The sequence below is a fragment of the Marichromatium bheemlicum genome, assembly GCF_012276755.1.
GTDB classification, from domain to species: Bacteria; Pseudomonadota; Gammaproteobacteria; order Chromatiales; family Chromatiaceae; genus Marichromatium; species Marichromatium bheemlicum.
In genome coordinates this window covers 1-26,509 of sequence record NZ_JAAXKX010000013.1, presented here as the reverse complement: position 1 = coordinate 26,509, position 26,509 = coordinate 1, and the positions used below count along the sequence as shown (strand labels likewise).

At 69.0% G+C, this 26,509-nt stretch carries 19 protein-coding genes and 3 tRNA genes; 5 read left to right on the top strand and 17 right to left on the bottom strand.

Annotated features, from left to right (window positions below; translation table 11 throughout):
• Window positions 1–34 precede the first annotated feature (34 nt).
• The 7 genes from HF203_RS10020 to HF203_RS09990 all read right to left on the bottom strand — a co-directional run bounded on the left by HF203_RS10020 (window position 35) and on the right by HF203_RS09990 (window position 5,711).
• On the bottom strand, window positions 35–1,654 hold the full coding sequence (locus HF203_RS10020) for a tetratricopeptide repeat-containing response regulator (RefSeq protein ID WP_168669235.1): 1,620 nt from the start codon (window positions 1,652–1,654) through the stop codon (window positions 35–37).
• A 263-nt stretch (window positions 1,655–1,917) separates the two neighbouring features.
• Window positions 1,918–1,994: transfer RNA gene (locus HF203_RS10015), tRNA-Met, on the bottom strand.
• Window positions 1,995–2,065: 71 nt separating this feature from the next.
• Window positions 2,066–2,142 (bottom strand) — tRNA-Met (locus HF203_RS10010).
• Between the two features lie 74 nt (window positions 2,143–2,216).
• Window positions 2,217–2,293 (bottom strand) — tRNA-Met (locus HF203_RS10005).
• Between the two features lie 108 nt (window positions 2,294–2,401).
• Window positions 2,402–3,814 (bottom strand): c-type cytochrome, encoded by a 1,413-nt coding sequence (locus HF203_RS10000; protein WP_246221729.1) that lies wholly within the window; start codon window positions 3,812–3,814, stop codon window positions 2,402–2,404.
• Window positions 3,811–4,923 (bottom strand): carotenoid 1,2-hydratase, encoded by a 1,113-nt coding sequence (locus HF203_RS09995; RefSeq protein WP_168669233.1) that lies wholly within the window; start codon window positions 4,921–4,923, stop codon window positions 3,811–3,813. The genes HF203_RS10000 and HF203_RS09995 overlap by 4 nt, the downstream gene beginning before the upstream one ends.
• Window positions 4,923–5,711: a M48 family metallopeptidase gene (locus HF203_RS09990; protein WP_168669232.1), complete on the bottom strand. Its 789-nt coding sequence runs from the start codon at window positions 5,709–5,711 to the stop codon at window positions 4,923–4,925. The genes HF203_RS09995 and HF203_RS09990 overlap by 1 nt, the downstream gene beginning before the upstream one ends.
• Window positions 5,712–5,852: 141 nt before the next feature.
• On the opposite strand from HF203_RS09990, the gene HF203_RS09985 reads away from it, so the two are divergent.
• Window positions 5,853–6,245 carry a DUF3775 domain-containing protein gene (locus tag HF203_RS09985; RefSeq protein WP_168669230.1) on the top strand — a complete coding sequence of 131 codons (393 nt, stop codon included), beginning with the start codon at window positions 5,853–5,855 and terminating at the stop codon, window positions 6,243–6,245.
• 40 nt (window positions 6,246–6,285) lie between these two features.
• Here the strand turns inward: HF203_RS09985 and dapB are convergent, their stop codons facing one another.
• The 5 genes from dapB to hrcA form a co-directional block, all read right to left on the bottom strand.
• Window positions 6,286–7,101 (bottom strand): 4-hydroxy-tetrahydrodipicolinate reductase, encoded by an 816-nt coding sequence (gene dapB / locus HF203_RS09980; protein ID WP_168669228.1) that lies wholly within the window; start codon window positions 7,099–7,101, stop codon window positions 6,286–6,288.
• A gap of 63 nt (window positions 7,102–7,164) precedes the next feature.
• A complete protein-coding gene (dnaJ, locus tag HF203_RS09975; RefSeq protein ID WP_168669226.1) occupies window positions 7,165–8,304 on the bottom strand; it encodes a molecular chaperone DnaJ in 1,140 nt (379 codons plus the stop codon).
• A 124-nt stretch (window positions 8,305–8,428) separates the two neighbouring features.
• Entirely contained in the window at window positions 8,429–10,369 is a 1,941-nt protein-coding gene (dnaK, locus tag HF203_RS09970; RefSeq protein ID WP_168669224.1) for a molecular chaperone DnaK, read from the bottom strand.
• A gap of 89 nt (window positions 10,370–10,458) precedes the next feature.
• On the bottom strand, window positions 10,459–11,139 hold the full coding sequence (gene grpE / locus HF203_RS09965; RefSeq protein ID WP_168669222.1) for a nucleotide exchange factor GrpE: 681 nt from the start codon (window positions 11,137–11,139) through the stop codon (window positions 10,459–10,461).
• Window positions 11,140–11,221: 82 nt separating this feature from the next.
• Window positions 11,222–12,277 carry a heat-inducible transcriptional repressor HrcA gene (hrcA, locus tag HF203_RS09960; protein WP_168669220.1) on the bottom strand — a complete coding sequence of 352 codons (1,056 nt, stop codon included), beginning with the start codon at window positions 12,275–12,277 and terminating at the stop codon, window positions 11,222–11,224.
• 247 nt (window positions 12,278–12,524) lie between these two features.
• Here hrcA and HF203_RS09955 point away from each other — a divergent pair, with 247 nt between their 5' ends.
• Genes HF203_RS09955 through HF203_RS09945 form a run of 3 tightly spaced genes read left to right on the top strand, consistent with a single transcriptional unit; the run spans window position 12,525 to window position 17,646 of the window.
• Entirely contained in the window at window positions 12,525–13,418 is an 894-nt protein-coding gene (locus HF203_RS09955; protein WP_168669218.1) for an NAD(+) kinase, read from the top strand.
• Window positions 13,419–13,452: 34 nt separating this feature from the next.
• Complete coding sequence (gene recN, locus HF203_RS09950; RefSeq protein ID WP_168669216.1) at window positions 13,453–15,144, top strand: DNA repair protein RecN; 1,692 nt, start codon at window positions 13,453–13,455, stop codon at window positions 15,142–15,144.
• 60 nt (window positions 15,145–15,204) lie between these two features.
• Window positions 15,205–17,646: a response regulator gene (locus HF203_RS09945; protein ID WP_168669214.1), complete on the top strand. Its 2,442-nt coding sequence runs from the start codon at window positions 15,205–15,207 to the stop codon at window positions 17,644–17,646.
• A gap of 10 nt (window positions 17,647–17,656) precedes the next feature.
• Here HF203_RS09945 and HF203_RS09940 read toward each other — a convergent pair whose 3' ends face one another.
• The gene (locus HF203_RS09940; RefSeq protein ID WP_343043904.1) at window positions 17,657–19,303 is read right to left on the bottom strand and encodes a diguanylate cyclase domain-containing protein; all 1,647 of its coding nucleotides are present in this window, start codon (window positions 19,301–19,303) and stop codon (window positions 17,657–17,659) included.
• A 135-nt stretch (window positions 19,304–19,438) separates the two neighbouring features.
• A complete protein-coding gene (locus HF203_RS09935) occupies window positions 19,439–21,448 on the bottom strand; it encodes a methyl-accepting chemotaxis protein (protein ID WP_246221728.1) in 2,010 nt (669 codons plus the stop codon).
• 186 nt (window positions 21,449–21,634) lie between these two features.
• Between HF203_RS09935 and folK the strand changes: the two genes are divergently transcribed.
• Complete coding sequence (folK, locus tag HF203_RS09930) at window positions 21,635–22,156, top strand: 2-amino-4-hydroxy-6-hydroxymethyldihydropteridine diphosphokinase (RefSeq protein WP_168669210.1); 522 nt, start codon at window positions 21,635–21,637, stop codon at window positions 22,154–22,156.
• A gap of 4 nt (window positions 22,157–22,160) precedes the next feature.
• Here folK and HF203_RS09925 read toward each other — a convergent pair whose 3' ends face one another.
• The 3 genes from HF203_RS09925 to HF203_RS09915 form a co-directional block, all read right to left on the bottom strand.
• Window positions 22,161–23,900 carry a BatD family protein gene (locus HF203_RS09925; RefSeq protein WP_168669208.1) on the bottom strand — a complete coding sequence of 580 codons (1,740 nt, stop codon included), beginning with the start codon at window positions 23,898–23,900 and terminating at the stop codon, window positions 22,161–22,163.
• The gene (locus tag HF203_RS09920) at window positions 23,897–25,678 is read right to left on the bottom strand and encodes a VWA domain-containing protein (protein ID WP_168669206.1); all 1,782 of its coding nucleotides are present in this window, start codon (window positions 25,676–25,678) and stop codon (window positions 23,897–23,899) included. Before HF203_RS09920 ends, HF203_RS09925 begins: the two co-directional genes overlap by 4 nt.
• Window positions 25,671–26,509 (bottom strand): VWA domain-containing protein (locus HF203_RS09915; RefSeq protein WP_168669204.1); only part of this gene is annotated, 839 nt, incomplete at its 5' end. The genes HF203_RS09920 and HF203_RS09915, both read right to left, overlap by 8 nt.

The following is a 26,509-nucleotide window of genomic DNA, read 5'->3' as shown; positions in this document are numbered from 1 at the left end:
TCCGGTTCAGCAACGGGGCGCACGGGGGGCACGCTCAGGCCTCGGTCGCCAGTCGTTTCAGGCGGGTCTGTACGTCATTGAGGCGCCAGTCCCCGGGGGCGACGTGCTGGACGCGCTCGATATAACGGCGCACCAGCTGGATCTCGTCGGGCGAGGCACCGTTGCGCTCCATCTTGATGATACAGGCCTTGGCGGCGTTGAGGTTGATCGTCTTGTTGGCCGGCATCTCGTCGGCGGCCTGGCGCAGCAGCTCGATCGCGGCGGCGAAATCCCCCTGCTTGATCAGACGGACGCCGCGGTTATTGGTGCGCACCACGTCCTGTTGGATGGCGCGGATGGCCGCATCGGCCTCCTCGGCGATCCCACTCTCCTCGCAGACGTGCATCACCTCGGCGAGGAAGGCGTGATCGTCGTGGTTGTTGGCGATGGCCGAGCGCAGATAACGGGTGGCCTGTTCCGGCTCTCCCATCTCGGAGCAGGTCTTGACCATCTCCAGGGCCAGCTGCGAGGGCACCATCTCGCCGAGGCCGGCGATCGCCTCATTGGCGGCGGCAAAGGCCTTGGCCGCGCCCTGGGGGTCGCCCTGGCGCTGTTTGATCAGCGCCGTCGTGCTGGCCTTGTAGACAGATGCCTCAGCGGTCTCACCGAAGGTCTTGTCGATCTCACCGAGCACCTTCAGCGCCTCGGCATGCTTGTCGTTGGCGCTCTTGGCCTTGGCCAGGCCGGCATAGATCGCGGGGTGGTTGTGCACCGAATACTTGGCGAACCCCACCGCGCGATCGAAGGCGGCCTCGGCGACCTCGCGATCGTCGTTGCTTAGCGCCAGCTCACCGAGGCGTTGTTGGCGCTCGACGCTGCGCGGCGAGAGCTTGGCCCCCTTCTGCAGGGTGTGCTCGGCGTCGGTGAACGCCTTCTGCGCGAACTGGGCGCGCGAGAGCCAGTCGTAGCCGGGGATGAAGTTGGGATCGAGTTCGAGCAGGTGGGCGAACACCTCCTGCGCGGCGGCGTATTGCTTCTGCTGGAACAACACCCGCCCCTTGCCGAGGTGCGCCCAGTTGAGATCGCGCCCCTCGAGCACCTCGTCGTAGATGACCATCGCATCATCGTAACGATTGGCGGTGATGCAGGTGTCGGCCTTGAGTCGCAGCAACTCGGCGAGATTGCGGGGCTTACCGGCGATCAAGGTGTCGAGGGCGGCGATCGCCCCGCCGTAATCCTTGGACACCAGCGCACGATTGACCTGAGCGAGATCGGACTTGCGTTCGAACAGCTTGGCCAGCCGGGTCTTGAGCAACTCCTTGGTGAAGGGCTTGGCGAGATAGTTGTCGGGGGCGAACTCGACCGCCCCCATCACCATCTCGCGGGTGTTCTCGGCGGTGACCATGATGAAGATGGTATCGACCCCGATCAGCGCGCGATGACGCGCTTCCTCGAGTACCTGCTGGCCATCCTTGCCATTGCCAAGGTTGTAGTCGCAGAGCACCACGTCGTAGTGACGCCGCTCCATCAAGGAGATCGCCTCGTTGCCATCGCGCGCCTGGTCGAGCCGGGTGACACCGAGGGAATGGAGGATACTACGCATCACCGAGCGCATATCCGAGAAGTCATCGATGACCAGATAGGTTTTCTTGGAGAAGTCGGCTGGTGGCGCCATCTGGCAGGGTCCCCGGTGCTTGGCTAGCGAGAAGATGCCGATCGAACCGGCACCTTCCTGCACATGGATGCACCCTCGGCCTCGGGCAAGGGTCGAGCTGACCGCCAGCGGGCGGGAGCCACGGACGGGCCTGCACCGGGACGGCGAGATCGGAACCGGATCACAGTCGCGATGCTAACCCCGGCCCCGTCCGGCAGCAAGTGATCGATAGGGCGCGAGCAGAAACGCAAACGGCCCGCAGCACGGATGCTGCGGGCCGATATTGGTAGCGGGGGCAGGATTTGAACCTACGACCTTCGGGTTATGAGCCCGACGAGCTGCCTGACTGCTCCACCCCGCAACTGAACTGTCGTGCCCCGAGGGGCTTGGTCTCCAAGAGACCACTCGACCGGAGAACCGGATCGAGGAATGTGGTAGCGGGGGCAGGATTTGAACCTACGACCTTCGGGTTATGAGCCCGACGAGCTGCCTGACTGCTCCACCCCGCAACTGAACTGTCGTGCCCCGAGGGCGCTTGGTCTCCGAAGAGACCGCTCGACCGGAGAACCGGATCGAGGAAATGTGGTAGCGGGGGCAGGATTTGAACCTACGACCTTCGGGTTATGAGCCCGACGAGCTGCCTGACTGCTCCACCCCGCAATCGAGACCGAGAATTATAGGGACGACTGCGGAGGGGCGCAAGTCTTTTTTCCGTCAAGGTCTTTCACCCCGCCGGACACGGCACCGCGCGCACCGATACGGGGACGCTCACAGGGTCTTGAGGTACTCGAGCAGCGCGCGGCGCGCCGCCGGGTCGAGCCGGTCGCCGAAGTCGTGCCCCTGGTTGCCATAGCCGTGGAGACTGGTGTCGTAGATGTGCTTGCGCTCCTCCCAGCTCATCGCCGCCGACTTGCCCGCGGCGAGACGCCGATAGCGCCAGCCGAGGCGCTCGGTGTCGTACTCGGGCAGCGCCTGGCCGCTGCGCTGGTGGCGCCAGAAGGCCGGGCGCGCGCCGCTCTCGAGCAGATCGGCGAGGGTCGGCACCGCGCCGTTGTGCAGATAGGGCGCGGTCGCCCAGATACCGTCGAGCGGCGGCGCGACATAGCCCAGGCCGGGGCGCGAGCGCCCCAGCTCGCCATAGAAGGAGTCGTGGAACCAGTCGAGGAAACGATCGGCATCGGCGAAGGCCGCGCGTGCCAGCGCCGGATCGGTGCCGACCTTGCCGAGGGCGACGAGCTTGTTCGGATAGCGCCCATCCGCACCCTGGGTGCCGTGACAGCTCGCGCAGCGATCGGCGAACACCCGCGCGCCGACGCGCGCCAGCTCGGTATCGATCGGGTAGGGATAGGGCGGCGGACGCAGGGTGGCGAGATAGGCGCGCACGTCAACGAACCAGGCATCGATCGCGCGCGCCTCGGCGACGCTGTCGGTACAGGTGGTCGAGGCCAGCATCATGTAGCGCACATGGTCGCCGCGTCCCTCGCCGTTGTAGAAGAGCGCGTGCTTCTTGGCCAGGTGCCACCAGGGCGGCACGCTCACCGGCAGCGGGCGTGTGGGCGGCGGCGCGATCAGCGGCGCGTCGGACCAGGCCAGGGTCTGCGGGTCGCGATGGGCCATTAGCGCCAGGGTGAGGTTGTTGGCCGAGTTCACCCCGACGGTGTCGGTCATCATGTAGTCGGCGACGCGCCCGACACGATCGGCCCAACGCCGCCAGGCCGCACGCTCAGGGCCGGGGGCGAGCCCGGCGCCGAGGGCCTCGATCGCCACCAGCGGGTCCTCGGTCAGATCAAGGAACTCGTTGCCCAGCCCGATCACCAGCTCGCCCTCGAGCGGCGCGGCATGACAGCCGAGACAGTTCGAGGTCACCAGCTCGACCCCAGCAGGATCGACGTGGGCGGTGAGCATATAGGGCAGCTCGGCGTTGCGCCCGGTACGCCCGGCGGGATTGAGCGCCGGGGCCTCCGCTGCCGCGGCGCGCGCGGCATAAGCGGCATGGGGCGGGCCACAGGTCACCACCGCGCGATTGAGCAGGGCATCACGCCCGCGCACCGGATCGCCCGGACGCTGCTCGGCGGCGGCGATACGCCCGGCCTCGGCCTTCTCCCCCGGACGATCGCAGCCGGCGAGCACCAACGCGAGCAGCCCCCAGGTCCACCATCGACGATCACGCCAGTGCATCATTCACCCTCCCCGCGTCTCCGTTGTCCCGGCCCGATGGATTCGACCCAGCCCCAGCCCTCGATCACACGCCCCTCGGCGCGGCCGGCGACCCGCACCGCCACACCCGGCGCGATCGTCTCCAGGGCGTCGTCCCAGGGCGTCAGCTCCACGGCCAGCGCCACGGCGGGGATCTCGAGCCGCCAGCGTGCGGGACGCGCACCGCCCTCCAGGGGCTCGAGCCGCAGCTCGCGCCGCCGGAATCTATGCACCTGTGCGGCGGCATCGACCAGGACGCAGCCCGGGATCGGTCGCCCGCCGGCCTCGGCGCGGCGCAGCTCGACACAGGCCAGGGTCCGGGCGTCGTCGAGCTGGAGCGTTAACCGCGTCAACCGCAGTCCGGCGCCGGCCCCCGTCCCACCCTCGCCCCCACCCCACAGGTGTTCGAACCAGGCCTGGCCGGTGACCGGGCGCGCCCGACCAGCGACGACCAACCGCCCGGCCACGGTCAATCCCGACAGCAGATAGCCCTGTAGCCCGGCCGTCGTTGCCTCGACCCCGAGGGTCTCACCGAGCCGCGCCAGACCAAGCGCCGGGCGGGATCCACCGAGCACCAGCCGCGTCCCCTCGGCGTCCTCGAAGACCAAGCGCCAGGGTGGGCGCCCTGGCCCGAGCGCCAGCCCCCAGTCACGCACCCACACCCGCGCCGGACTCAGCGCCGCGCCGGCCAGCCCGAGGGTGGCGCGGGCGCGGCGTTGCGCGAGCCCCGGGCCATCGGGCCCGAGCCGGGCCGACCAGCCCCACAGCAGCGCATCGCTCGACCAGGCCGAGGACTGCGGCCGGCTCGGTCGCCCCAGGTTCAGCCGGACGATCCCCAGGGTGAACAACTGGGGGCGGTCGCCGGCCACCTCGAGCTTGGCCTGGAGCCGCCACAGCTCGCCCCCCTGGCGCGGATGGGCGGCGTGATCGTCCGGCAGACGCAGGGCCCCAGGCGCCACCCCGGTGGCCACCAACGCTACGCCTTCGACGAGGGCGTCGGCGGTCGGCGCAGGCGGTGCTGACGGGGCCTCACAACCGCCTAGCAGCCAAGCCGCGGCGAGCGCCATCAGTCGGTGGCGGCCGCGCCCGCCCATCAGCGACGCGCCCGCGCGTAGATCGCCTCGGCCTCAGGCAACAGCGCGCGCAGTTGTTCGATACGGGCACCGTCGAGCGGATGGGTGCTGAGAAACGCCGGTGGCGCCCTCCCCCCTCGGTTGGCGGCCTCGAAGCGCTGCCAGAAGGCGATCGCCTCGCGCGGGTCGTAACCGGCACGGGCCATGTAGATCAGCCCGAGTCGGTCGGCCTCGAGTTCGTGGGCACGCGAATAGGGCAGCATCACCCCAAGCTGTGCGCCGACCCCATAGGCCCGCACCGCCAGATCACTATTGGGCACGCCGCGCGCACCGAGTACCGCCGAGAGCACCCCGGCACCGATCTCGGCGAGCATCTCCTGGGAGCGCTGCTCGGCGCTGTGACGAGCCATCACGTGGGCGATCTCATGGGCCATCACCGTGGCCAGTCCGGCATCGTTGCGAGTGATCGGCAGGATCCCGGTATTGACGCCGACCTTACCGCCCGGCAGGGCGAAGGCATTGGGCGTGTCGTCGGCGAACAGGACGAATTCCCACTGCGCCTCGGGCAGGTCGACGACCCGAGCGATACGCCGCCCGATCCGCTCGACCCGCGCCTGGGCGGCACGATCGCGGGCGCGCGGGAGTTTGCGCTTGATCTGCTCGAAACCCCGGGCGCCGAGCCTGGCCTCCTCGGCATGATCGATCAGCATCAACTGGCTGCGCCCGGTCTCCGGGGCACTGACGCACCCCCACAGCAGCGGCAACAGACAGCCGGGCAGCAGCCAACGCATCGTGGTGAATACAGACATCCGGATCCTCTCCAGGGCAAGGGATGATTGCTGGCGAGATGGGGGCGAGAGACCTGCGCCACGACCCCGGCGGCAGTGTACACTGGCGCCGACGGCAGCTCGCCCAATCAGCGGCGGCTGCGTCCGATAGCGAGGAGATCGATGAGCAAGCTTCATATCCAACCCGAAACCCTGTGCCAGATCATCGCCAAGGTGCGTGAGTTCCAGGCCAAGGAAGAGGTGGTGCTACCCGATGTGCCCTCGGGCCCGGCCGAGGACTGGGCGCTGCAGATGCTCGCCGATCACAGCGACGATCTCGGGCTGCAGGCGATGAACGAGGCCATCGCCGAGATGAGCCAGCGCCAGCGTGCCGAACTGGTGGCGTTGATGTGGCTGGGGCGCGGTGACTACGAGCTGGAGGATTGGGAGACGGCGGTCGATGACGCCATTGGGGAGTACTCGTTGCGCGCGGGCGCCTATCTGCTCGCGCACCCGATGGTGGTCGACGACCTGGAGGAGGGGTTGATCGCCTTCGGCTACTCCTGCGAGGACTGAGCCGGGACGCCGCCCCACCGGCGGTGGGGCGGCGGGCGACTCAGTAGTCGCGCAGTCCGAGCACGTCCTGCATGTCGAACTGACCGCGCGCACGCGCGCCGATCCAGCCGGCGGCACGCACCGCGCCACGGGCGAAGGTCATGCGGCTGGAGGCCTTGTGGGCGATCTCCACGCGCTCGCCCTCGGCGGCGAACCAGACGCTGTGTTCGCCGACCACGTCGCCGGCACGGATGGTCTCGAAGCCGATGGTACGGCGCTCGCGCGCGCCGGTATGGCCCTCGCGCCCGTAGACGGCGACCTCGGCGAGATCGCGCCCGAGCGCCTCGGCCACCACCTCGCCCATGCGCAGCGCGGTGCCCGAGGGGGCATCGACCTTGTGGCGATGGTGGGCCTCGATGATCTCGATGTCGACCTCGTCGCCGAGCACCCGCGCGGCGATGTCGAGCAGCTTGAAGGTCAGGTTGACGCCGACGCTCATGTTCGGCGCGAAGACGATGCCGATCGACTCGGCGGCCGCGGCGATCGCCGCGCGTCCGGCCTCGTCGAAGCCTGTGGTGCCGATCACCATGCGCTTGCCGGCGTCGCGGCAGACGTTGAGATGGGCGAGCGTGGCCGCCGGCGCGGTGAAGTCGATGAGCACGTCGAAGTCGTCGAGCACCGTCGCCAGCTCGGCAACGAGGGTCACGCCGAGCGCGCCGACCCCGGCCAGCTCACCGGCATCGGTGCCGAGCAGCGAACTGCCCGCGCGCTCGGTGGCGGCGCCGAGCACCACGCCCTCGGCCTCGGTGACGGCCTGTACCAGCGCGCGTCCCATGCGCCCGCCGGCCCCGGCCACTGCGATCCTGATGTCTGTCATGTGAAGGATGTCCTTGTTGGCGGATGACGCACCGCGCGCGGCGCGGTGCGGCGAGGGCCGGGCCTAGAGCCCCATCTTCTCGAAGAAGCTCTTGACCCCGTCGAGCCAAGAATGTGATTGCGGGTTGTGGCGCGAGCCACCCTCGCGGACGCTCTCCTCGAAGTCCCGCAGCAGCTGCTGCTGACGCTCGGTGAGGTTGACCGGGGTCTCGATCACCACCTTGCAGATGAGATCGCCGACCGGACCGCCGCGGACCGGCTTCACCCCCTTGCCGCGGACCCGGAACATCTTGCCGGTCTGGGTGCCGGCGGGGATCTTCAGCATCACCTTGCCGTCGAGCGTCGGCACCTCCAGCTCACCGCCGAGTGCGGCGGCGACGAAACCGATGGGCACCTGACAGTAGAGATTGCTGTCCTCGCGGGTGAAGATCGGGTGCGGCTGCACCTGCACCTGGACGTAGAGATCGCCGGGCGGGCCGCCGAGTTCGCCGCGATCGCCCTCGCCGGCGAGGCGGATGCGATCACCGGTGTCGACCCCGGCGGGGATCTTCACCGACAGCGTCTTCTCCTCTTGCACCCGACCCTGGCCACGACAGTGCGAGCAGGGTTCCTCGATCACGTGCCCGGTGCCGCGGCACTCGGGACAGGTCTGCTGGATGGAGAAAAAGCCCTGCTGCATCCGCACCTGACCGACACCCCCACAGGTGGGACAGGTCTTGGGCTGGGTGCCGGGCTTGGCACCGCTGCCACCGCAGAACTGACAGTCGACCTGGGTGGGGATGCGGATGCTGACGTCCTTGCCGTTGACCGCCTCCTCGAGGGTCAATGACAGGTCATAGCGCAGGTCGACGCCACGCTGGGCACGGCGCCCACCCCCTCCGGCACGGCCGCCGAAGATGTCGCCGAAGACGTCGCCGAAGATATCGGAGAAGGAGCCGGCACCACCGAAATCGCCCGGCCCGCCGAAGCCGCCGGCGGCGCCGTCGACCCCGGCATGGCCGAACTGGTCGTAGGCCGAGCGTTTCTTGGCGTCGCTGAGGACGTCGTAGGCCTCCTTGGCCTCTTTGAACTTGGTCTCGGCATCCGGGCCGCCATTGCGGTCGGGATGGTACTTCATCGCCAACCGGCGAAAGGCCTTCTTGATGTCGGCCTCGCTGGCGTTGCGCTGAACACCGAGGACTTCGTAGTAGTCGCGTTTTGACATTGATTCATTCCAGCCGCAGCACGCCAGCCTCGGACGTGTTCATTAAGCAGAAAGCGCACGGACGCACGGACGTCAGTACGCTTTCGCCAAGCAGGTCGAGGCGGCCGCCTAGCGGCCGCTCACCTCACTTCTTGTCGTCTTTGACCTCTTCGAACTCAGCGTCGACCACATCGTCGGCACCGCCCTTGGCACCGGACTGGGCGCCAGCGCTCCCCTCGGCACCGGCCTCGCCACCGGCGGCCTCGGCGTTCTGGGCGTAGAGCCGCTCGGCCATCTTCGCCGAGGACTCGCTGAGGGTGTTGGTCAGCGACTCGATGCGCTCCTTGTCCTCGCCCTTCATCGCCTCCTCAAGCTCCTTGATGGCGCTCTCGATCGACTCGCGCTCGCCGCTCTCGACCTTGTCACCGAGCTGTTCCATCGACTTGCGGGTCGCGTGGATCATGGTGTCGGCCTGGTTGCGCGCGGCCACCAGCTCCTGGAAGTGGCGGTCGTCGTCAGCGTGGGCCTCGGCGTCCTTGACCATACGATCGATCTCGTCGTCGGACAGACCGGAGGAGGCCTTGATGACGATCGACTGCTCCTTACCGGTGGCCTTGTCCTTGGCCGAGACGTTGAGAATGCCGTTGGCGTCGATGTCGAACTTGACCTCGATCTGCGGCACGCCACGCGGCGCCGGCGGGATGTCGGAGAGGTCGAAGCGACCCAGCGACTTGTTGCTCGCGGCGCGCTCACGCTCGCCCTGGAGCACGTGCACGGTGACCGCAGTCTGGTTGTCGTCGGCGGTAGAGAACACCTGGCTCGCCGAGGTCGGGATGGTGGTGTTCTTCTCGATGAGCTTGGTCATCACGCCGCCGAGGGTCTCGATGCCGAGCGACAGCGGGGTGACGTCGAGCAGCAGCACGTCCTTGACCTCGCCGCCGAGCACGCCGCCCTGGATCGAGGCGCCGATGGCCACCGCCTCGTCGGGGTTGACGTCACGGCGCGGGGTCTTGCCGAAGAACTCCTCGACCTTGGCCTGGACCTTGGGCATGCGGGTCTGACCACCGACCAGGATCACCTCGTCGATCTCGCCGGCGGTGAGACCGGCGTCCTTGAGCGCGGTGCGGCAGGGCGCGATGGTGCGATCGACCAGCTCCTCGACCAGCGACTCGAGCTTGGCGCGGGTGAGCTTGAGGTTGAGGTGCTTGGGACCGCTTTGGTCGGCGGTGATGTAGGGCAGGTTGATGTCAGTCTGCTGGCTCGAGGACAGCTCGATCTTGGCCTTCTCGGCGGCCTCCTTGAGACGCTGCAGCGCCAGCGGATCGTTGCGCAGATCGACGCCCTGCTCCTTCTTGAAGGAGTCGACCAGGTGGTCGATGATGCGCAGGTCGAAGTCCTCACCGCCGAGGAAGGTGTCACCATTGGTCGAGAGCACCTCGAACTGGTGCTCGCCCTCGATCTCGGCGATCTCGATGATGGAGATGTCGAAGGTACCGCCACCGAGGTCGTAGACGGCGATCTTCTGATCGCCGCGCTGCTTGTCCATGCCGTAGGCCAGGGCCGCGGCGGTCGGCTCGTTGATGATGCGCTTGACGTCGAGCCCGGCGATGCGACCGGCATCCTTGGTGGCCTGACGCTGCGAGTCGTTGAAGTAGGCCGGGACGGTGATCACCGCCTCGGTGACCTCGGCGCCGAGATAGTCCTCGGCGGTCTTCTTCATCTTCTGCAGCACCTTGGCCGAGATCTCCGGCGGTGCCATCTTCTTGCCGTTGACCTCGACCCAGGCGTCGCCGTTGTCGGCCTTGACGATCTTGTAGGCGACCATGTCCTTGTCCTTGCTGACGACCGTGTCGTCGAAGCGGCGGCCGATCAGACGCTTGACCGCGAACAGGGTGTTGGTCGGGTTGGTGACCGACTGACGTTTGGCCGACTGGCCGACGAGCACCTCGCCGTCGTTGGTGTAGGCGATGATCGAGGGGGTGGTGCGGTCACCCTCGGCGTTCTCGATGACCTTGACGTTGTCGCCCTCCATCACCGCCACGCAGGAGTTGGTGGTGCCGAGGTCGATACCGATGATTTTTCCCATGACTATGGTCTCCGAATGGTGTCGTATGGCGCCTTGGCGCCTGGCTGTTCGATCAGTTGGGGAGAGGCCCGAGGGCGTTCAAGCCGCGCTCAGGCAGGCTGCTGCGAGACCAGCACCAGGGCTGGACGCACCAGGCGGCCATTGAGCGTGTAGCCCTTCTGGATCACCTCCACCACGGTGTTCGGGGCGACGTCCTCGCGCGGCTGCATCGACATCGCCTGATGGAACTCGGGATCGAAGGGCTGATCGATGGGATCGACCTGCCCCACCCCGAACTTGTCCATCACGTCGCCGAGCAGTTTCAGCGTCAGCGCGGTGCCCTCGCGCAGCTTGGCGACGTCGGCGCCCTCGTCCTGCGCCGCGAGATAGCCCAGTTCGAGGCTGTCGCGCACCCCCAGCAGCTCACGCACGAAGCCGTCGAGGGCGAACTTGTGCGCCTTCTCCAGCTCGTTGGCGTGACGCCGCTTGAGGTTCTCGGCCTCGGCGCGGGCACGCAGCAGCTGGTCGCGCAGTTGCTCGCGCAGGGCCTCGGCCTCGGCACGCGCCTCGGTCAGCGCGGCACTGAGTTCCTCGATGCTCGGTGCTGCTGCTTGCTCCTCGGGCGTGGCCGTGGCCTCCTGCTCGTCCTCGGGCATCGGCTCGGCGGCGCGCGGTTCGCTCTCGGCGGCGGTCTCGGCATAGGCCGAGACCGCGGCGCGATGCACCGCGTCCTCGCCACCCTGCGCCGGCTGCTCGGGCTGTTCCTCGGGGCGCTTCTGCTCTGGGTTCATTGTGACCTCACAAATTCCGCAAATGACCGCGCCGCCACGCCGGACCCGGACGCGACAGCACGCGATGAAACCTTGTTCCGCGCTAGCTCTGGCGCAGTGCCGCAGCCAATAGCCGCGCGGTGACGTCGACGATCGGGATCACCCGTTGGTAATCCATCCGCGTGGGACCGATCACCCCCAACACACCGACCACCTCACCCTCGACCCGGTAGGTGTTGGTGACCACGCTACAGTCACCGAGCAGCGCGTAACCCGACTCCTCGCCGATGAAGATCTGCACCCCGTCGGCGGCGATGCAGCGATCGAGGATATGGAGGATCTCGTGCTTCTCGTTGAAGGCCTCGAACAACTGCTTGAGTCGGTCCATACTGGAGAGCTCACCGAACTCCATCAGATTGGTTTGCCCGGCGATGTAGCAGTCGTCCTTGCGGTCGGCGTCCTCGACCACGCGATGGGCGAGCACCGCCGCGTGCATCATCAACTGGTCCATGTTCTCGTGGGTGCGCTTGAGATCCTCGAGCAGCCGGCGACGCACCTCGTTGATGTCCTGCCCGGTGAACATCTGATTGAGATAGTTGGCCGCCTGCTCGAGCTGCCCCGGGGTGAAGCGCCGGTCGGTGTTGATGATACGGTTGTGGACCTCACCCTCGGTGGTGATCAGGATCGCCAGCACCCGCGAGTCGGACAGCGGCACCAGCTCGATCTGACGAAAGGCGTTGCGCTCGTGACGCGGCAACATCACCACCCCGGCCAGGTGGGTGATCCCGGAGAGCAGGTTGGAGGCGGTCTCGACCAGTGACTTGGCATCCATCCCCGGCTCGAAGGTGCTGCGCAGCGAGGCGATGTCGTGCTCCGAGGGCGGGCTGACCGTCAACAGCGAGTCGACGAACAGCCGATACCCGGCCGCCGTCGGCACCCGTCCGGCCGAGGTGTGCGGCGAGATCAGCAACCCCAGGTCCTCGAGGTCGGCCATCACGTTGCGCACCGTCGCCGGGCTGAGATCGAGGCCGGTGTCCTTGGCCAGGGTCCGCGAGCCGACCGGCTGGCCATCCCTGATATAGCGCTCGACCAGCGCCTTCAGAAACAGCAGCGCCCGCTCGCTCACCGGGGGATCGAACTGTCGCGTCTCGCCTGCCAAGGTTTCAGCCGTCTACATCACTGGATCGCGCGGATGGACCATCGCCGAACCCCGCCTGCGCCTGCCTTGCGGCCTTGGACATCAGAGGGGTCGACCCCGTTAGCACTCACCGTCAGAGAGTGCTAACACAGGAATTTAGGGATTTGCTCCTACCCTGTCAAGGCTGCCCCCGGACGCCTATTGGCGTGTCTGGCCGCCCATGCTAACGTTTATCGGTCCTGCCGTCCCCAACCCCACACAGAACTCCATGGCGCACTTCCAGACCATCGGCATCATCGGCAAGCAGGGTGATCCCGACAAGGCACGCAGCACCCTCCAGGCCCTCTGCAGCTATCTGCGCGCCCACGCGCTCGAGGTGCTGCTCGATGCCGAGAGTGCGCACCTGCTCGATGCCGCCGTCGGCTGCGCACTCCCGCTCGAGGCGCTCGGCGAGCGCTGCGACCTGGTGATCGTGGTCGGCGGCGACGGCACCCTGTTGCACGCGGCGCGAACCCTAGCCGCGCACGACGTCCCCCTGGTCGGCATCAATCTCGGTCGACTCGGCTTTCTCGCCGATGTCTCGCCCGAGGAGATCGGCTCAGTGCTCGAGCGCATCCTCGAGGGCGAGTACAAGACCGACTCGCGCTCCATGCTCGCGGCCTCGGTGCACTGCGACCAGGCCCCATCGCGCCACTCCAGCGCACTCAACGACGTCGTCATCCACAAGTGGAACACCGCGCGGATGATCGAGTTCGAGACCTATGTCGACGGCGTCTTCGTCAACGCCCAACGCTCCGACGGGTTGATCATCGCCACCCCCACCGGCTCGACCGCCTATGCCCTCTCCGGGGGCGGTCCACTGATCGATCCCGGACTCGATGCCATCGTGCTGGTCCCGATCTGCCCCCACGACCTCGCCCACCGCCCGCTGGTACTGCCCGCCAGCCGACACATCGAGGTCCGGGTCGGGCCGCTCGAGCTGGGACACGTCCAGGTCACTTGTGACGGACAAGACGAGCTGCAACTCCCCCCCGGGGCACGCATCGAGATCCGCCGCCACCCCGAGCGCGTCACCCTGCTCCACCCGCTCGGTCAGGACCACTACCAAATCCTCCGCGCCAAACTCGGCTGGGGTGGGCGGACCCAGCACCGCCAGTCATGAGCGCACCGCAGACCGTGCACGGAGGCAACGGCGCATGCTGACCCACCTCGTGGTCCACGACCTGGCCATCGTCAGTGCCGTCGAGCTGGAGTTCGATGGCGCGATGAGTGCGCTCACCGGCGAGACCGGCGCCGGCAAGTCGATCCTCATCGACGCCCTCGGCCTGGCCCTCGGCGACAAGGCCGACGCCACCCTGGTGCGTCCTGGTCAAGAACGCGCCGAGATCGTCGCCGGCTTCGACCTCAGCGCCAACCCGGCGGCGCGCGACTGGCTGCGCGAGCACGAACTCGAGGGGGATGAGGACACCTGCATCCTGCGCCGCCTACTGGTGGCCAAGGGGCGCTCGCGGGCCTATGTCAACGGCCACCCCACGACCGCCGCGCAGCTGCGCGAACTCGGCGAACTGCTGGTCGACATCCACGGTCAGCACGCCCACCAGTCGCTGCTGCGCGGCGAGGCCCAGCGCGACCTGCTCGACGCCTACGGCGGACACCGCGCGCTCGCCGAACAGGTCGCCACCGATTTCCGCGCCTATCGCGACCACGCCCGCGCCCTCGAACACGCCGAACAGGCGGCGCAGAGCCGCGCCGAGCGCCTCGAGCTGTTGCGCTTCCAGGTCGAGGAGTTGGAGACGGCGGTGATCGACGCCGAGGAACTCGAACAGCTCGACGGCGAGCAGCGCCGTCTCAGTCATCTCGAACAACTCCAGAGCGGCGCGGCCACCATCCTCCAGGAATTGGCCGAGGGCGAGCCGACGGTCTGCGACCGGCTCAACGGCGCCCTCGCCGAACTCGACGACCTCGCCGCCATCGACCCGACACTGGGAGAGGCCCGCGAGCTACTGGAGACGGCCAGCATCCATGCCGGCGAGGCGGCTGCGGCGCTACGCCATTATCTCGACGGGCTCGAACTCGATCCCGCGGCCCTGAGCAGGGTCGAGGACCGGCTCGAACAACTGCAGACCCTGGCGCGTAAGCATCGCATCTTCCTCGCCCAGCTGCCCGAGTATCTCCATGAGCGCCGCACCGAACTCGACGCCCTCGAGCAGGCATCGGTCGCGCTCGCCGGGCTGGCCGAGGCGCGTGATGCGGCCTGGGGGCGCTATCTGCAGGGCGCCGAGGCGCTGAGCGCGGCGCGCGCCGCCGCCGCCACGCGCCTGGCGCAGACCCTGAGCACCGCGATGGGCGAACTCGGCATGGCCGGCGGGCGCTTCGCCGTCACCCTCGACCCCCTGCCCACGGAACGGGCCGGTGGCGGCGGGCTGGAGCGGGTCACCTTCATGGTCACCGCCAACCCCGGTCAACCGTTACAGCCCCTCGCCCGGGTCGCCTCCGGCGGCGAACTCTCGCGCATCGGGCTGGCCATCCAGGTCGCCACCGCCGCCTGCGGGCGCATCCCCACGTTGGTCTTCGACGAGGTCGACGTCGGCATCGGTGGCGGCGTGGCCGAGATCGTCGGCCGACTGCTGCGGCGTCTCGGCGCCGAACGCCAGGTGCTCTGCGTCACCCACCTCCCCCAGGTCGCCGCCCAGGCCCATCGTCAGCTCCGGGTCTGCAAGGAACGCCACAACGGCGAGACCTACACCCGGATCGAACCGCTCGACGAACAGGCCCGGGTCGAGGAGATCGCGCGCATGCTCGGCGGCACCGAGATCACCCAGCGCACCCGCGCGCACGCCAGCGAGATGCTGGCACGCGCCCACGCTACCGCCCCCTCCACCTCCTGACCCCGCCTGCCTCGGAGATCGCCATCGCACGGGCACCCGGCCCGCCCCGACGGATCGCACATGAACGTACGCACACGCTTCGCCGGCGGACTCATCGCCATTCTCATCGTCGACCTGGTGGTCGGACTCTACGGCTTCCACCTCCACAAACAGGCGGCCGATCGCGAGTCCGAGATCCGGGCGCGCAGCTCACAGGTCGTCACCACCGCGCTAGCCGCCCAGGTCAGCTTCAAGACCCAGGTCCAGGAGTGGAAGAACATCCTGCTGCGCGGCCAGGATCCCAGCCTCTACCAACGCTATCTCGCGCAGTTCGAGCAGGAGGAGGCCGAGACCCGCGCCGCCGTCGCCCGATTGATCGCGCTACTGCGTGACCACGACCCCCAGGTCCGCGCCAGCGCCGAGCGTTTCCTCGCCGCCCACCTGAGACTCGGCACGGCCTACCGCGCCGCGCTCGATCACTACCAGCTCGAGGACCCCGCAGCCCAGATCGCCGTCGACCGCGACGTGCGCGGCATCGACCGTGAACCCACCGAGTTGATCGACCGCTTGGTGAGCGCCGCGCGCGACCACGAGCGCGCGCAGATCGCCAGCATCGACCGCCAGACCCGCAGCGCCGAGTTCAAGGTCCTGGCGTTGGTGCTCGGGGTGATGAGCCTGGCCGTGGCGGCGCTGATCTGGCTACTCGATCGCACCATCGGCCAGCCGATCGCCACCGCCACGGCGATCGCGCGGCGGGTAAGCGCCGGCGACTTCTCCACCCAGATCCAGGTCGATGGTGACGATGAGCACGCGCAGATGCTCCACGCCCTCAAACACATGCAGGAGAACCTCGCCAACTCCCAGGAGCACCTGCGCCAGAGCGAGGCGCGCTTTCGCCTGTTACTCGAATCCACCGGCGAGGGCATCTACGGCGTCGACACCCAGGGCCGTTGTACCTTCTGCAACCCCGCCGCCGCGCGCATGCTCGGTTATGCGCACCCCGAGGCGCTGCGCGGGCGCGACATGCACCAGACCCTGCACCACGCCCGCGCCGACGCCAGCCCTTACGACGTCTGCGACTGCAAGGCCGCGCGCACCCATCGCGACGGCACCCCGGCGCGGGTCGACGACGAGGTGTTCTGGCGTGCCGATGGCACTAGCTTCCCGGTCGAGTACCACGCCAACCCCATCTATCGCGACGGCAGCCTGGTCGGCGCGGTGATCACCTTCGCCGACATCTCCGCACGCAAGCGTGCCGAACGGGCACTGCACAGCGCCCACCAGGCGCTCGCCGAGGAGCGCGCGCTGCTTGCCGAGCGGGTGCGCGAGCGCACCGCCGAACTCGATCGCGCCAATGTCGAGCTGGCCCGCAGCGCGCGCGCCAAGGACGAATTCCTGGCGGCGATGAGCCACGAGCTGCGCACCCCGCTGACCTCCATCCTCGGGCTCTCCGAGACCATCGGCGACACCCTGCTCGGGCCACTCACCGCGCAGCAGGCACGCGCCATCCATACCATCCACGACAACGGCGCCCACCTGCTCGAGCTGATCAACGACATCCTCGACATGTCGCGCGTGGCCTCCGGGCAGATGCAGCTGCGCTGGGACCAGATCCCGGTTAATCAGCTCTGGGAGGCGAGCCTGCGGCTGATCGGTCCGGCGGCCAAACGCAAGTCGATCGCCATCGCCACCGACATCGACCCGACGGTGCGATTGGTCCAGGGAGACAGCCGCCGGCTCAAGCAGATGCTGGTCAACCTTCTCGGCAATGCCGTCAAGTTCACTCCCGAGGGTGGGCGCATCGGGCTCGAGGTCCGCGGCGATACCGCCAGCGGCGAGGTCCACATCTGCGTCTGGGACACCGGCGTAGGCATCGACGCCGAACAGTACGAACGCCTGTTCCAGCCCTTCGTCCAGCTCGACAGTCGACCCTCACGCCAGTACGACGGCACCGGGCTGGGGCTGGCGCTGGCCGCAGGCATGGCCGAGCTGCACCATGGCCGCATCGAGGTCGAGAGCGAGCCCGGTGCCGGCAGCCGCTTCGACATCGTATTGCCCTGGGATCCGGCCGCGCAGCAGGCCAGCGACGAACCAGGGGCCCACGCCGCGGGTGACGATGAGGTCCCGGAGCCAGGCACGCTCGAACAGGTCCAGGTCCTGCTGGTCGAGGACAACGAGAGCAATCAGGAGATGATCGCCACCTATCTGCGCATCCGCGGCTGCGTGGTCGAGACCGCGCGCAGCGGTAAAGCAGCGTTGGCACTGGCTCGCACACACCACCCCGACGTGATCCTGATGGACGTCCAGATCCCCGGCATGGACGGACTCGAGACCACCCGGCGGATGCGCGAGGAACCGGCACTCAGGCGTACCCCCATCATCGCCCTGACCGCGCTGGCGATGCCCGGTGATCGCGAGCAGTGTCTCGACGCCGGCATGGACGACTATCTGAGCAAGCCGCTCGGGCTCAAGGAGCTCTACAACACCCTCACCGGTTGGGTGCGCCGCACCCGTGCAGACTGAGGCCCCGCGCTCAGGACACCACCAGGCGCCGGCACACCACGCACTTGTTCTTGCCGCGCTTCTTGGCCGCATACATCGCCTGATCGGCGCGACGCACCAGCAGCTCCGGCGAGCTGGCATGGTCGGGATAGAGGGCGACGCCGGCACTGGCACCGACCCGCACCCCCTGATAGTGAAGCTGTTCGGCATCGCGGATCAGCGCGATCAGCTTGTCGCCGAATTGGTGCGCGGCGTGCGCGTCGCCGACCTCGGAGAGCAGGATGGCGAACTCGTCGCCGCCGAGTCGGGCGACGGTATCGGCGCGCCGTACCCCTTGACGCAGCAACAACGCGACCTGTTCGAGCAGGCGATCACCGGCATGATGGCCGAAGGTGTCGTTGACCTGCTTGAAACCGTCGAGATCGAGGTAGAGCAAGCCGTAGCGACGCCCATAGCGCGTTGCCGACTCGTGGAGTTGTTCGAGTCGGTCGAAGAACAGGGTGCGGTTGGGCAACCCGGTCAGACGGTCGTAGTGCGCCAGCGCGACCAGCTGCGCCTTGTAGAGACGCCGCCGGGTGACGCCGAGCGCCAGCAACCAGGAACCGACCGCGATCACCACCAACACCCCGGCACCGAGCATCAGCAACCGCATCAGTAGGCCCCGGGTGTGACGCTCGATCACCGTCGCCGGCACCTGCGAGACCAGGTACCAGACATAGCGCTCGGTGCCGGGGGCGGTGTGCGCCAAGTGGCCGACGCCGAGATGGCGCCCCGGCTCCAGCGGATGGAGTTCGACGAAGGTGAACAAGCCGTTGTCGGTACGGACCTGGCCCTGGGCACGCGTTTGCAGCAGCGACCACTCGTGCGGATAATCGTGACCGAAGCGCCGCTCGGCACGCTCCGGGATCATGAAGCCCCAGGTGTCCTCCTGACGCGGGCTGAGCATCCAGTAACCGTCGGCGTTGAGCAGCATGACCTCGCCGCGCATCGCCGCGCTGGCCGTCCCCAGACGCTCGAGCAGATTGCGCCCGAGATAGTTGATCAACACCACCCCACGCTTGTTGCCGACGGCGTCGAACACCGGGGTGCCGATCCGGATCATCGGCTTGAGCGGGCGCTTGAGCCGACCGTGCTCGATGTTGAGATCGAAGGGCGAGACATAGACCTGGCCTCGCCGCAGCCCCAGGGTCGCGGTGAAGTAGTAGCGCTGGTGCTTGTCCTGCAAGGCAGGATCGCGAACCACCGTGGGGGCACCGGCGTTGTAGTTCACCCGTACCTGCTCGCGTCCCTCGAGATCGAGGAAGCGTAGTTGGTCGTAAGTGCCCTTGAGGGTGGCGAAGGCGAGATACTCGTCGGCGATGGCCGAGCGCAGCCGCTGGCGATCGCCGCCACCGAGCAGCAGCCGTTCAAGTTCATTCTGGCCGGCGAGGACGAAGAGGTCACCGATGACGTCGTCGAAGGTACCATGGACCAGGTAGCGCAACAGCTCGATGCGGTAGCGCTCCTGTTCGGCGGTATTGTCGAGATAGTTCTCGACCTCGGACTGATAGAAGATGGCGCCGAAGCCACCGATCACCGCCCCGATGGCCAGGAAGATCGCAAAGAACAGGGTCAGTGAATGGCCGATCAGCCGTTCCGACCCACCACCATCACCTCCAACATCGTATCCCGCTTGCACCAGGGTCTCGTCCTACCACACCGCCACACCATTGACGCCGCCCCCCAGCGGGGGCGGCGCTGGCGCGATGGTACGCTCACCCACCGCCGGGTTCCAGCGCGCGGCGAGGCGATGGGCCCTGCCGCACGCCGCGCCTCAGACCTTGAACTGCCCGACCATCTCTTGTAGCTCGGCGGCGAGCTTGGCCAGTTCGTCACTGGCCGAGGCGATCTGCCCCGAGGTCTGCGAGGTGGTATCGACCGACTGGGCGATGTTGGCAATGTTGCGGTCGATCTCCTCTGCCACCGCACTCTGCTCCTCGGCGGCGCTGGCGATCTGGGTGTTCATGTCGTTGATCTGCCCGATCGCCCCGGCAATGGTCGTCAGTGACTGACCCGCGCGGGTCGCCTGTTCAACCGTCTCGGTGGAGCGCGTGCGCCCCTGTTCCATCGCACTGACGGCGCTGTTGGCCCCCTCCTGCAACCGCTCGATCATCGCCTGGATCTCCTTGGTCGAGGCCTGGGTACGACTGGCGAGGTTGCGCACCTCGTCGGCGACCACCGCGAAGCCGCGTCCCTGCTCACCGGCGCGCGCCGCCTCGATCGCGGCGTTGAGCGCGAGCAGATTGGTCTGCTCGGCAATACCACGGATCACGTCGAGGACCTTGCCGATCTCGTCGCTGTCGGTCTCGAGCCGGTGGATGACGCTGGCCGCTTCCTCGACCTCGCGCGCCAACAGACCGATCGCATCGATCGTCTCGCGCACCACGTTGCCACCCTGAGTGGCCTCTTGGTCGGCCTCGCGGGCGGCCTTGGCGGCATCGTTGGCGTGACGCGCGACCTCCTGCACCGTGGCGGTCATCTCGTTCATCGCCGTGGCCACCTGGTCGGTCTCGGCATGCTGGTGCTGGACCTGCTCGCGGGTCCCGTCACTGGTCACCGACAGCTCCTCGGCGGCCGAGGCGAGCTGACTGGTGGCGCCGCTGACCTGGCGCACCAGATCGTGGATCTTGCTGACGAAGGCGTTGAAGGCCGTGGCCACCATCGCCACCTCGTCGCGCCCACTGGTCGACAAACGCCGGGTGAGATCCCCCTCGCCGCTGGCGATGTCCTCGAGCGCCCTGACCACACCACGCAAAGGCCCCACCAGGCTGCGGCTGAGCAGCACGATCAGGACCGTCATCACCAGCACCCCGACCAGACCGATCAGCACCACCTTGGTGATCATGACGTTGACATGGGCCAGCACCACACTGACCGGCAAGGCCATGCCGATGGTCCAGTGCTGGTCGGTGCCCTCGAGCAAGAGCGGCTGGGAGAGGATCAGCGCCTCACCGCCGAGTTCATCACTACGCCCCTGGACGACGAAGGGCTCGGCCTTCTCGATCGAGGCGACGAAACGCTCCAGGTGCTCACCGAGCATATCGCCATCGCTCTGACGTACATCCTTACCGAGACGGCGCTCGTCGGGATGGGCGATGATCGTGCCCGTCCCGCTGAACAAGGCGGTCACACCGTCGAAGGGCCGGATCTTGGCGACCTGGGCCTGAAGATCGGAGATCAGCAGATCGACCCCGACCACGCCGACCACGCGTCCCTGCTCGAGGATCGGCACCGCGACCGAGGTCAGCAGCTGATCGACCCCACCGAGCGGGTAAATATAGGGATCGAGCACCACCGTCTTACCGCTCTGTTTGGCCAAGCGGTAGTAGTCGCGGGTCTCGTAGTCCTTGAGGATCTCGGTGCCGATGGTCTCGCCATCACGATACCAGTAGGGGATGAAGCGGCCGGTGGTATCGTGCGCCTCGGTGCCGGCGAAGCGCCCATCCATGCCGTCGAAGGCATCCGGCTCCCACACCATCCAGGTACCCACCAGGTTCGGGTGATCCTGCAGATAGGTCAGCAACAGCTTGGAGAAATAGTCACGCCGCACGTCGGCCGGCAATTCGTCGCGGGCATGGAGCACGCTCACCAGCGCAGTCACCCCTTCGAGCTCGGCGATCACCGAGCTGGCCAAGTCCACGCCCTGGGCGCGTGCGACCTCCTGGGCCAGGGAAATGGCCTGCTCGGTGGCCGAATCGCGCACCACGTCGCGCACGAACAAGATCACCCCGAGCAACACCACGATGGTCACCGGGATCAGGGTGACCAGTAATTTCTGCATCATCGTCAGTCGGTTAAGCATCACAGCAGGCCCTCGCTACAAACAGCGATCAATCGGTCGATTGTTATGAGAACGAAACGGATAGCGACTTGCCCGAAGCCGTTTTCACGGACATAACAGCGACGCAGGACCAGGCCGCTGAGCTACCATGCTCGTTTTGTCTCGGGCCACGACAGAGGAAGGCAGACCATGCCCCCGGAGATACCGGCATACATCTCGATCGGATCGAATATCGAACCGATCCGAAACATCATATGCAGTCTGGAGTTACTCCAAACAATCCCGAAAACGACACTCACGCACCGTTCGTCCTGGTATCGCACCCGGCCCTGGGGAATCGAGAACCAGGCCGAGTTTCTCAACCTGGTGGTCGAGGTCGAGACCGCGCTCGACCCCGAGACCCTGCTCGAACACACCCAGGCGATCGAGCAACGGCTCGACCGCCGACGCACCCTGCGCAACGGCCCGCGCACCATCGACCTCGACCTGCTGCTGCACGGCGACCGGGTGTTGAGCCTGCCACAGCTGGAACTCCCCCACCCCGGCCTGCACCTGCGCGACTTCATGTTGATCCCGCTGCTCGAGATCGCCCCCGAGGCCCATCACCCCACGCTCGGCCCGTTGCAGGCGTTGCGCGACGCGGTGAGCTACCGCCAGATCATCGAGCGGATCCCTCAGCCGGAGACCGAGAGGCTCGCCGAACCCGCCTGAGCCCTCAGCCCGCGCCGGGATAGAGCGGCGCGAGCGGCGTGGCACGCGCGCTCTCGGACCGCTCGTCGGTCAGCGCCGGCGCGAGCCGCGCCCAGCAGCCCGCCCCGTCCCAGGACTCACCCGTCGGGGCATAGAGCGCACGCTCGAGCGCGGCCAGGGTCGCGCCCAGCCCAGGGCGACCGAGTCGCCGCCCCAGCTCCACCGGCCCGGCCGGCGCCCGCGCGCCCCAACGCGCCCGCCCCCAGTCGAGCAGCGCGGCGCGCGCGGCGCGCGGGTCGTTGGCGCGACAGGCCGCCTCCACCCGGGTCCGCGCTGCGCCGAGATCCACCGTGGCGCTCGGCGCCGCCACCGGCGCCTCGCCCCCGGCGCGGCGGCGCCACCACAGCCCGATCAGCGTCGCCGCCCAACCGAGCCCGAGCACCAACGCGACCCAGGGCCAGGGCCCGGCCCCGGCCGAGCCCTGCCCACCCTCATCGGTCGCGACCGGTCCGTCCCCCGCCACCGTCTCGGCAACGGCCACCGAGGCCGGGCGCGAGGGCAGCGCCGTGCCGGGCGCCGGCGCGACCTCTAGGGTGCGCGCCGGGATCACCGCCTCGCGCGGACGGTCGTTGACCAGGTCCCACCAGGCCAGACGCACCTCGGGCAGGTGCAGCGGACCCGGGCGGGTCGGGATCAGCGCGATCTCGTGGCGCGCGCTGGCGCGCACCTCGCCGGCGGCGAGCCCGTCCTCGACCCGCGGCCGACCGGGATAGCGCTGCGCGCCCTCGACCTCGGGCAGCTCCAGCTCGGGGAGCTGGGTGGCACTCGCGCCCTCGGCCTCCAGCGTCAGCACCCGCGTCAGCGGCTCGCCGACCACCGCGCGCGGCGGGGTCTCGGCCCAGTCCTCGCGCAACCGCACCGCGCTCGCCGGCAGCCAGGGCGCGGCGGCGGCGTCCGGGCGCGCTCGCACCTGCAGGGTCAGGGTCTCGGCGCGCTCGACCAACCGCCGCTCGCCGCCGCCGGCGCCGAAGCCCGAGAGGCTGGGGAAGTCGCGATAGAGCGCCCCCGGACGGGGCGCGGCGGCGAAGATGACATCGAGCCGCGGCCCCTCGACCCGCAACGCCCCGCTGTGCTGGGGGATGAGCAGATAACGGCGTTCGACCCGGGTGTACTCGACGCCATCGACCACCGCGCGGGAACTCCGGTCCTCGCCCAGCGGCTCGACGATCGCGCCCTCGGCCACCGGCGCCGAGAGCGCCGCCTGCAGCGGGCGCTCGCGCAGCAGGATCGCCACCCGATAGACCAGCGCCTGCTGCACATAGGGGGCGGCGGTCTCGACCTCGGCCTCGATCCGGGCCAGGGGCGGCGCGCCCGGCTCGGCATCGCGCCGCGCCCCGGCCTCCAGCACCTCCACCCGACGCGGCTCGGTGCGCGCCGCACCGAGTGTGATCGGGGCGATCTCGATCACCCCGGGGTGACGCGGCGCGAGCACCAGGGTCCACACCCGCAGCCGCGAGATCGTGCCGTTGATGATCCGCATCTGCTCGGCATGAGCGCGGTCGAGGACCTCGAAGTCTTGCTCCAACCGACGCAGGTCGGGCTCGCCCTTGAGTCCGCCATCGGCGATCAGCCGCACCACCAGGGTCTCGTTGAGCGCCAGGCGCTGACGCTCGAGATCGAGCCGCAGCGGCGCCGACTGCGCCAAGGCATCGAGCGAGCAACCGACGAGCAGGAGGATGAGCAGGACAAGCGACCAGGGTCTCACGGCAGACGTCCCTCCCGACGCAGGTGTTGCAACAGAAAGCGTTCGCGCAGCAGCCCGCCGGGATCGTCCGGCACCCGCCGCAGCTGGGCCTCGAGGGCGCGGGCGCGCTCATCGCCGGGATCGGCGTCGGCGGCCTCGCGCGTACCCGCCGCCTCGGTCCCCGCCGCGTGCCCAGTCCCTCCATCCTTGGACTCGGACTCGGACTCGGACTCGAGATCGTCGCCCGCTCTGTCCTCACTGGCCGAGGGGGGCTCGGGGCGCGGCGCGGGCGGCTCATCATCGTGCTCATCGGGCGCGGCCTCGTCCTTCGCGGCGGGCGCCGCGTCCGCCGACCCGTCCGACGGCTCCCCGGACCGCTCGTCATCGGCTGTGCCCTCGTCATCCCCCGTGCCGTCGTCGTCACCGGGCTCACCGGCGTCCTCGGGCGGCGTCCGCTCACGCGCGGTCTCGACCAGCTCGAGGTTGTGACGGGCATCGGCATGGTCCGGGTCGCTCTCGAGCACCCGGCGATAGGCGGCGGCGGCCTCGTCGAGCCGACCGAGCCGGGCGAGCGCGTTACCCCGGTTGTACTCGGCCTCGACCCCGGGCACCCCGGCGAGCGCCGCCAGTGCCGCGGCCGGATCACCGGCGCGCTGCAGCGCAGTAGCACGCCAGGCCGGGTCGCGAAAACGCTCGGCCGCGCCGGCGGCGTCCCCCGCCGCGAGCGCCCGCGCGCCCTGCTGGTCGGGACGCCACCACAGCCAGTCCCAGCCATCGGCGCGCACCGGTGGCACGGGCCAGACCAGCACCACTACCAGCAACAGCCAGCCACGACGAAAGGCCAGCGCCGCCAGCGGCAGCAGCGCGAGCAGCAGCCAGGGACCCTGATCGCGCCAGCGCGCCACCAGTTGCTCGTGCTCGCCCGGACTCGGGTCGCCGAGGGCGAGCAGGCGCTCGGTATCGCGCCCATCGGCGCGCGCCTCCAGATAGCGCCCGCCACCGACCCGGGCGAGGCTGCGCAGCGCCTCCGGGGTGAAGGGGGCGAGGCGCACCGCGCCCTCGGCGTCGGTGGCCAACCCGCCCTCGGCCAACGGCAGCGGTGCGCCGCCGGGGCGACCCAGCGCCAACACCGAGAGCCGGTGCCCGGCCGCGCGCAGCGCGCGCGCTGCGGTCATTGCCGCCGCCGGGGCGTCGAGCGCGTCGGTCAGCAGTACCACCTCGCCGTGGCGTGCCCCGGCGCGATCGAGCAGGTCGCCGGCCTCGGCCAGCGCCAGATCGGTGCGACGCGCACCCTCGACCGGCAACAGAGCGGGTTCGAGCAGCGGCACCTGGGCGGCGATGGTGCGCGCGTCCGTGGTCAGCGGCGAGACCAGGAAGGGCGCGGCGCCGAACGCGATCAGCGCCACCGCACCGTCGCGCTGGCCGCGCAGCAGGTCGAGCAGCTCGAAGCGTGCGCGCGCCAGCCGCGAGGGCGCGAGATCGGCCGCGCCCATGCTCGGCGAGAGATCGAGCAGCAGCACCCGCGACACCCCGCCCTCGAGCAGCGGCTGCGGCGCGCGCTGCCAGGTCGGCCCGCTGAGCGCGAGCACCAGCAACACCCCGCCCAGCGCGGCGAGCGCCAGCGGCCAGCGCCGCGTCCCGCCGTGCCCGGGCACGAGCAGCGCCTCGAACAGCTCGGGATCGACCAGCGCACGCCAGCGCCCCGCCCCGCCCCGGGTCCGCGCCGCCGCGACCAACACCGCCAGCAGCGGGATCAGCGCCAACAGCCACCAGGGGCGCAACAGATGGAAATCAGCCATCCTCCGTCCTCCACGCACCCAGCCGCACCGCCGCGATCAGCAGCGCCAGCAACAGCGCGGCACCCGCCGGCCAGGGATACAAATCCACCCTCGGGCGCAGCGCGCGCGCCTCGCGCGCCTCGGGCTCGATGCGGTCGATCTCGTCATAGACCGCCTCGAGCGCCTCGCTCGCCCCGGCGACGAAGAAACGCCCGCCGGTACGCGCGGCGATCGCCTCCAGGGTCTCGGGGTCGAAGCCGCGCCCCTGGCGCAGCAGTCGCAGCCCGAGCCCACCGAGCCGACCGTCGGCGCCGCCGCCGATCCCGATCACGTGCACCCGCACCCCGGCCTCGGCGGCGAGCGCGGCGGCCTCCAGCGGGGCGATGTGGCCGACGGTGTTCTCGCCGTCGGTGAGCAGGATCAGCACCCGCTCGCCCGCGGGCGCCTCGCGCAGCCGCTTCACCGCCAGCGCGATCGCGTCCCCGATCGCCGTCTCCCGCCCGGCCAGCCCGACCACGCTCTCGGCGAGCAGGGTCGCCACCGTGGCGCGGTCGAAGGTCAGCGGGGTCTGCAGATAGGCGCGCGAGCCGAACAGGATCAGCCCCAGCCGGTCGCCCTCGCGCCGCTGCGCGAAGTCGCCGGCCAGTTGCTGTACCACCGCCAAACGCGACACCCGCCGTCCGGCGAGCAGATAGTCGCGCTCCTCCATGCTGCCGGAGATGTCGACCGCGAGCATCAGGTCGCGCCCGCTGCGCGGCACCCCGAGCGGGTCTCCGACCCACTGCGGGCGTGCGCTGGCGAGTACCAGCAGCACCCAGGCAAGCAGCGCCAGCCAACGCCAGGGCCGCGCGC

What these genes read in the sequence shown, in the direction of transcription:
- HF203_RS10020 (WP_168669235.1), bottom strand. Translation starts at nt 1,654, where the DNA reads ATGGCGCCACCAGCCGACTTCTCCAAGAAAACCTATCTGGTCATCGAT.
- HF203_RS10000 (WP_246221729.1), bottom strand. Translation starts at nt 3,814, where the DNA reads ATGATGCACTGGCGTGATCGTCGATGGTGGACCTGGGGGCTGCTCGCG.
- HF203_RS09995 (WP_168669233.1), bottom strand. Translation starts at nt 4,923, where the DNA reads ATGGGCGGGCGCGGCCGCCACCGACTGATGGCGCTCGCCGCGGCTTGG.
- HF203_RS09990 (WP_168669232.1), bottom strand. Translation starts at nt 5,711, where the DNA reads ATGTCTGTATTCACCACGATGCGTTGGCTGCTGCCCGGCTGTCTGTTG.
- HF203_RS09985 (WP_168669230.1), top strand. Translation starts at nt 5,853, where the DNA reads ATGAGCAAGCTTCATATCCAACCCGAAACCCTGTGCCAGATCATCGCC.
- dapB (WP_168669228.1), bottom strand. Translation starts at nt 7,101, where the DNA reads ATGACAGACATCAGGATCGCAGTGGCCGGGGCCGGCGGGCGCATGGGA.
- dnaJ (WP_168669226.1), bottom strand. Translation starts at nt 8,304, where the DNA reads ATGTCAAAACGCGACTACTACGAAGTCCTCGGTGTTCAGCGCAACGCC.
- dnaK (WP_168669224.1), bottom strand. Translation starts at nt 10,369, where the DNA reads ATGGGAAAAATCATCGGTATCGACCTCGGCACCACCAACTCCTGCGTG.
- grpE (WP_168669222.1), bottom strand. Translation starts at nt 11,139, where the DNA reads ATGAACCCAGAGCAGAAGCGCCCCGAGGAACAGCCCGAGCAGCCGGCG.
- HF203_RS09955 (WP_168669218.1), top strand. Translation starts at nt 12,525, where the DNA reads ATGGCGCACTTCCAGACCATCGGCATCATCGGCAAGCAGGGTGATCCC.
- recN (WP_168669216.1), top strand. Translation starts at nt 13,453, where the DNA reads ATGCTGACCCACCTCGTGGTCCACGACCTGGCCATCGTCAGTGCCGTC.
- HF203_RS09945 (WP_168669214.1), top strand. Translation starts at nt 15,205, where the DNA reads ATGAACGTACGCACACGCTTCGCCGGCGGACTCATCGCCATTCTCATC.
- HF203_RS09935 (WP_246221728.1), bottom strand. Translation starts at nt 21,448, where the DNA reads ATGATGCAGAAATTACTGGTCACCCTGATCCCGGTGACCATCGTGGTG.
- folK (WP_168669210.1), top strand. Translation starts at nt 21,635, where the DNA reads ATGCCCCCGGAGATACCGGCATACATCTCGATCGGATCGAATATCGAA.
- HF203_RS09920 (WP_168669206.1), bottom strand. Translation starts at nt 25,678, where the DNA reads ATGGCTGATTTCCATCTGTTGCGCCCCTGGTGGCTGTTGGCGCTGATC.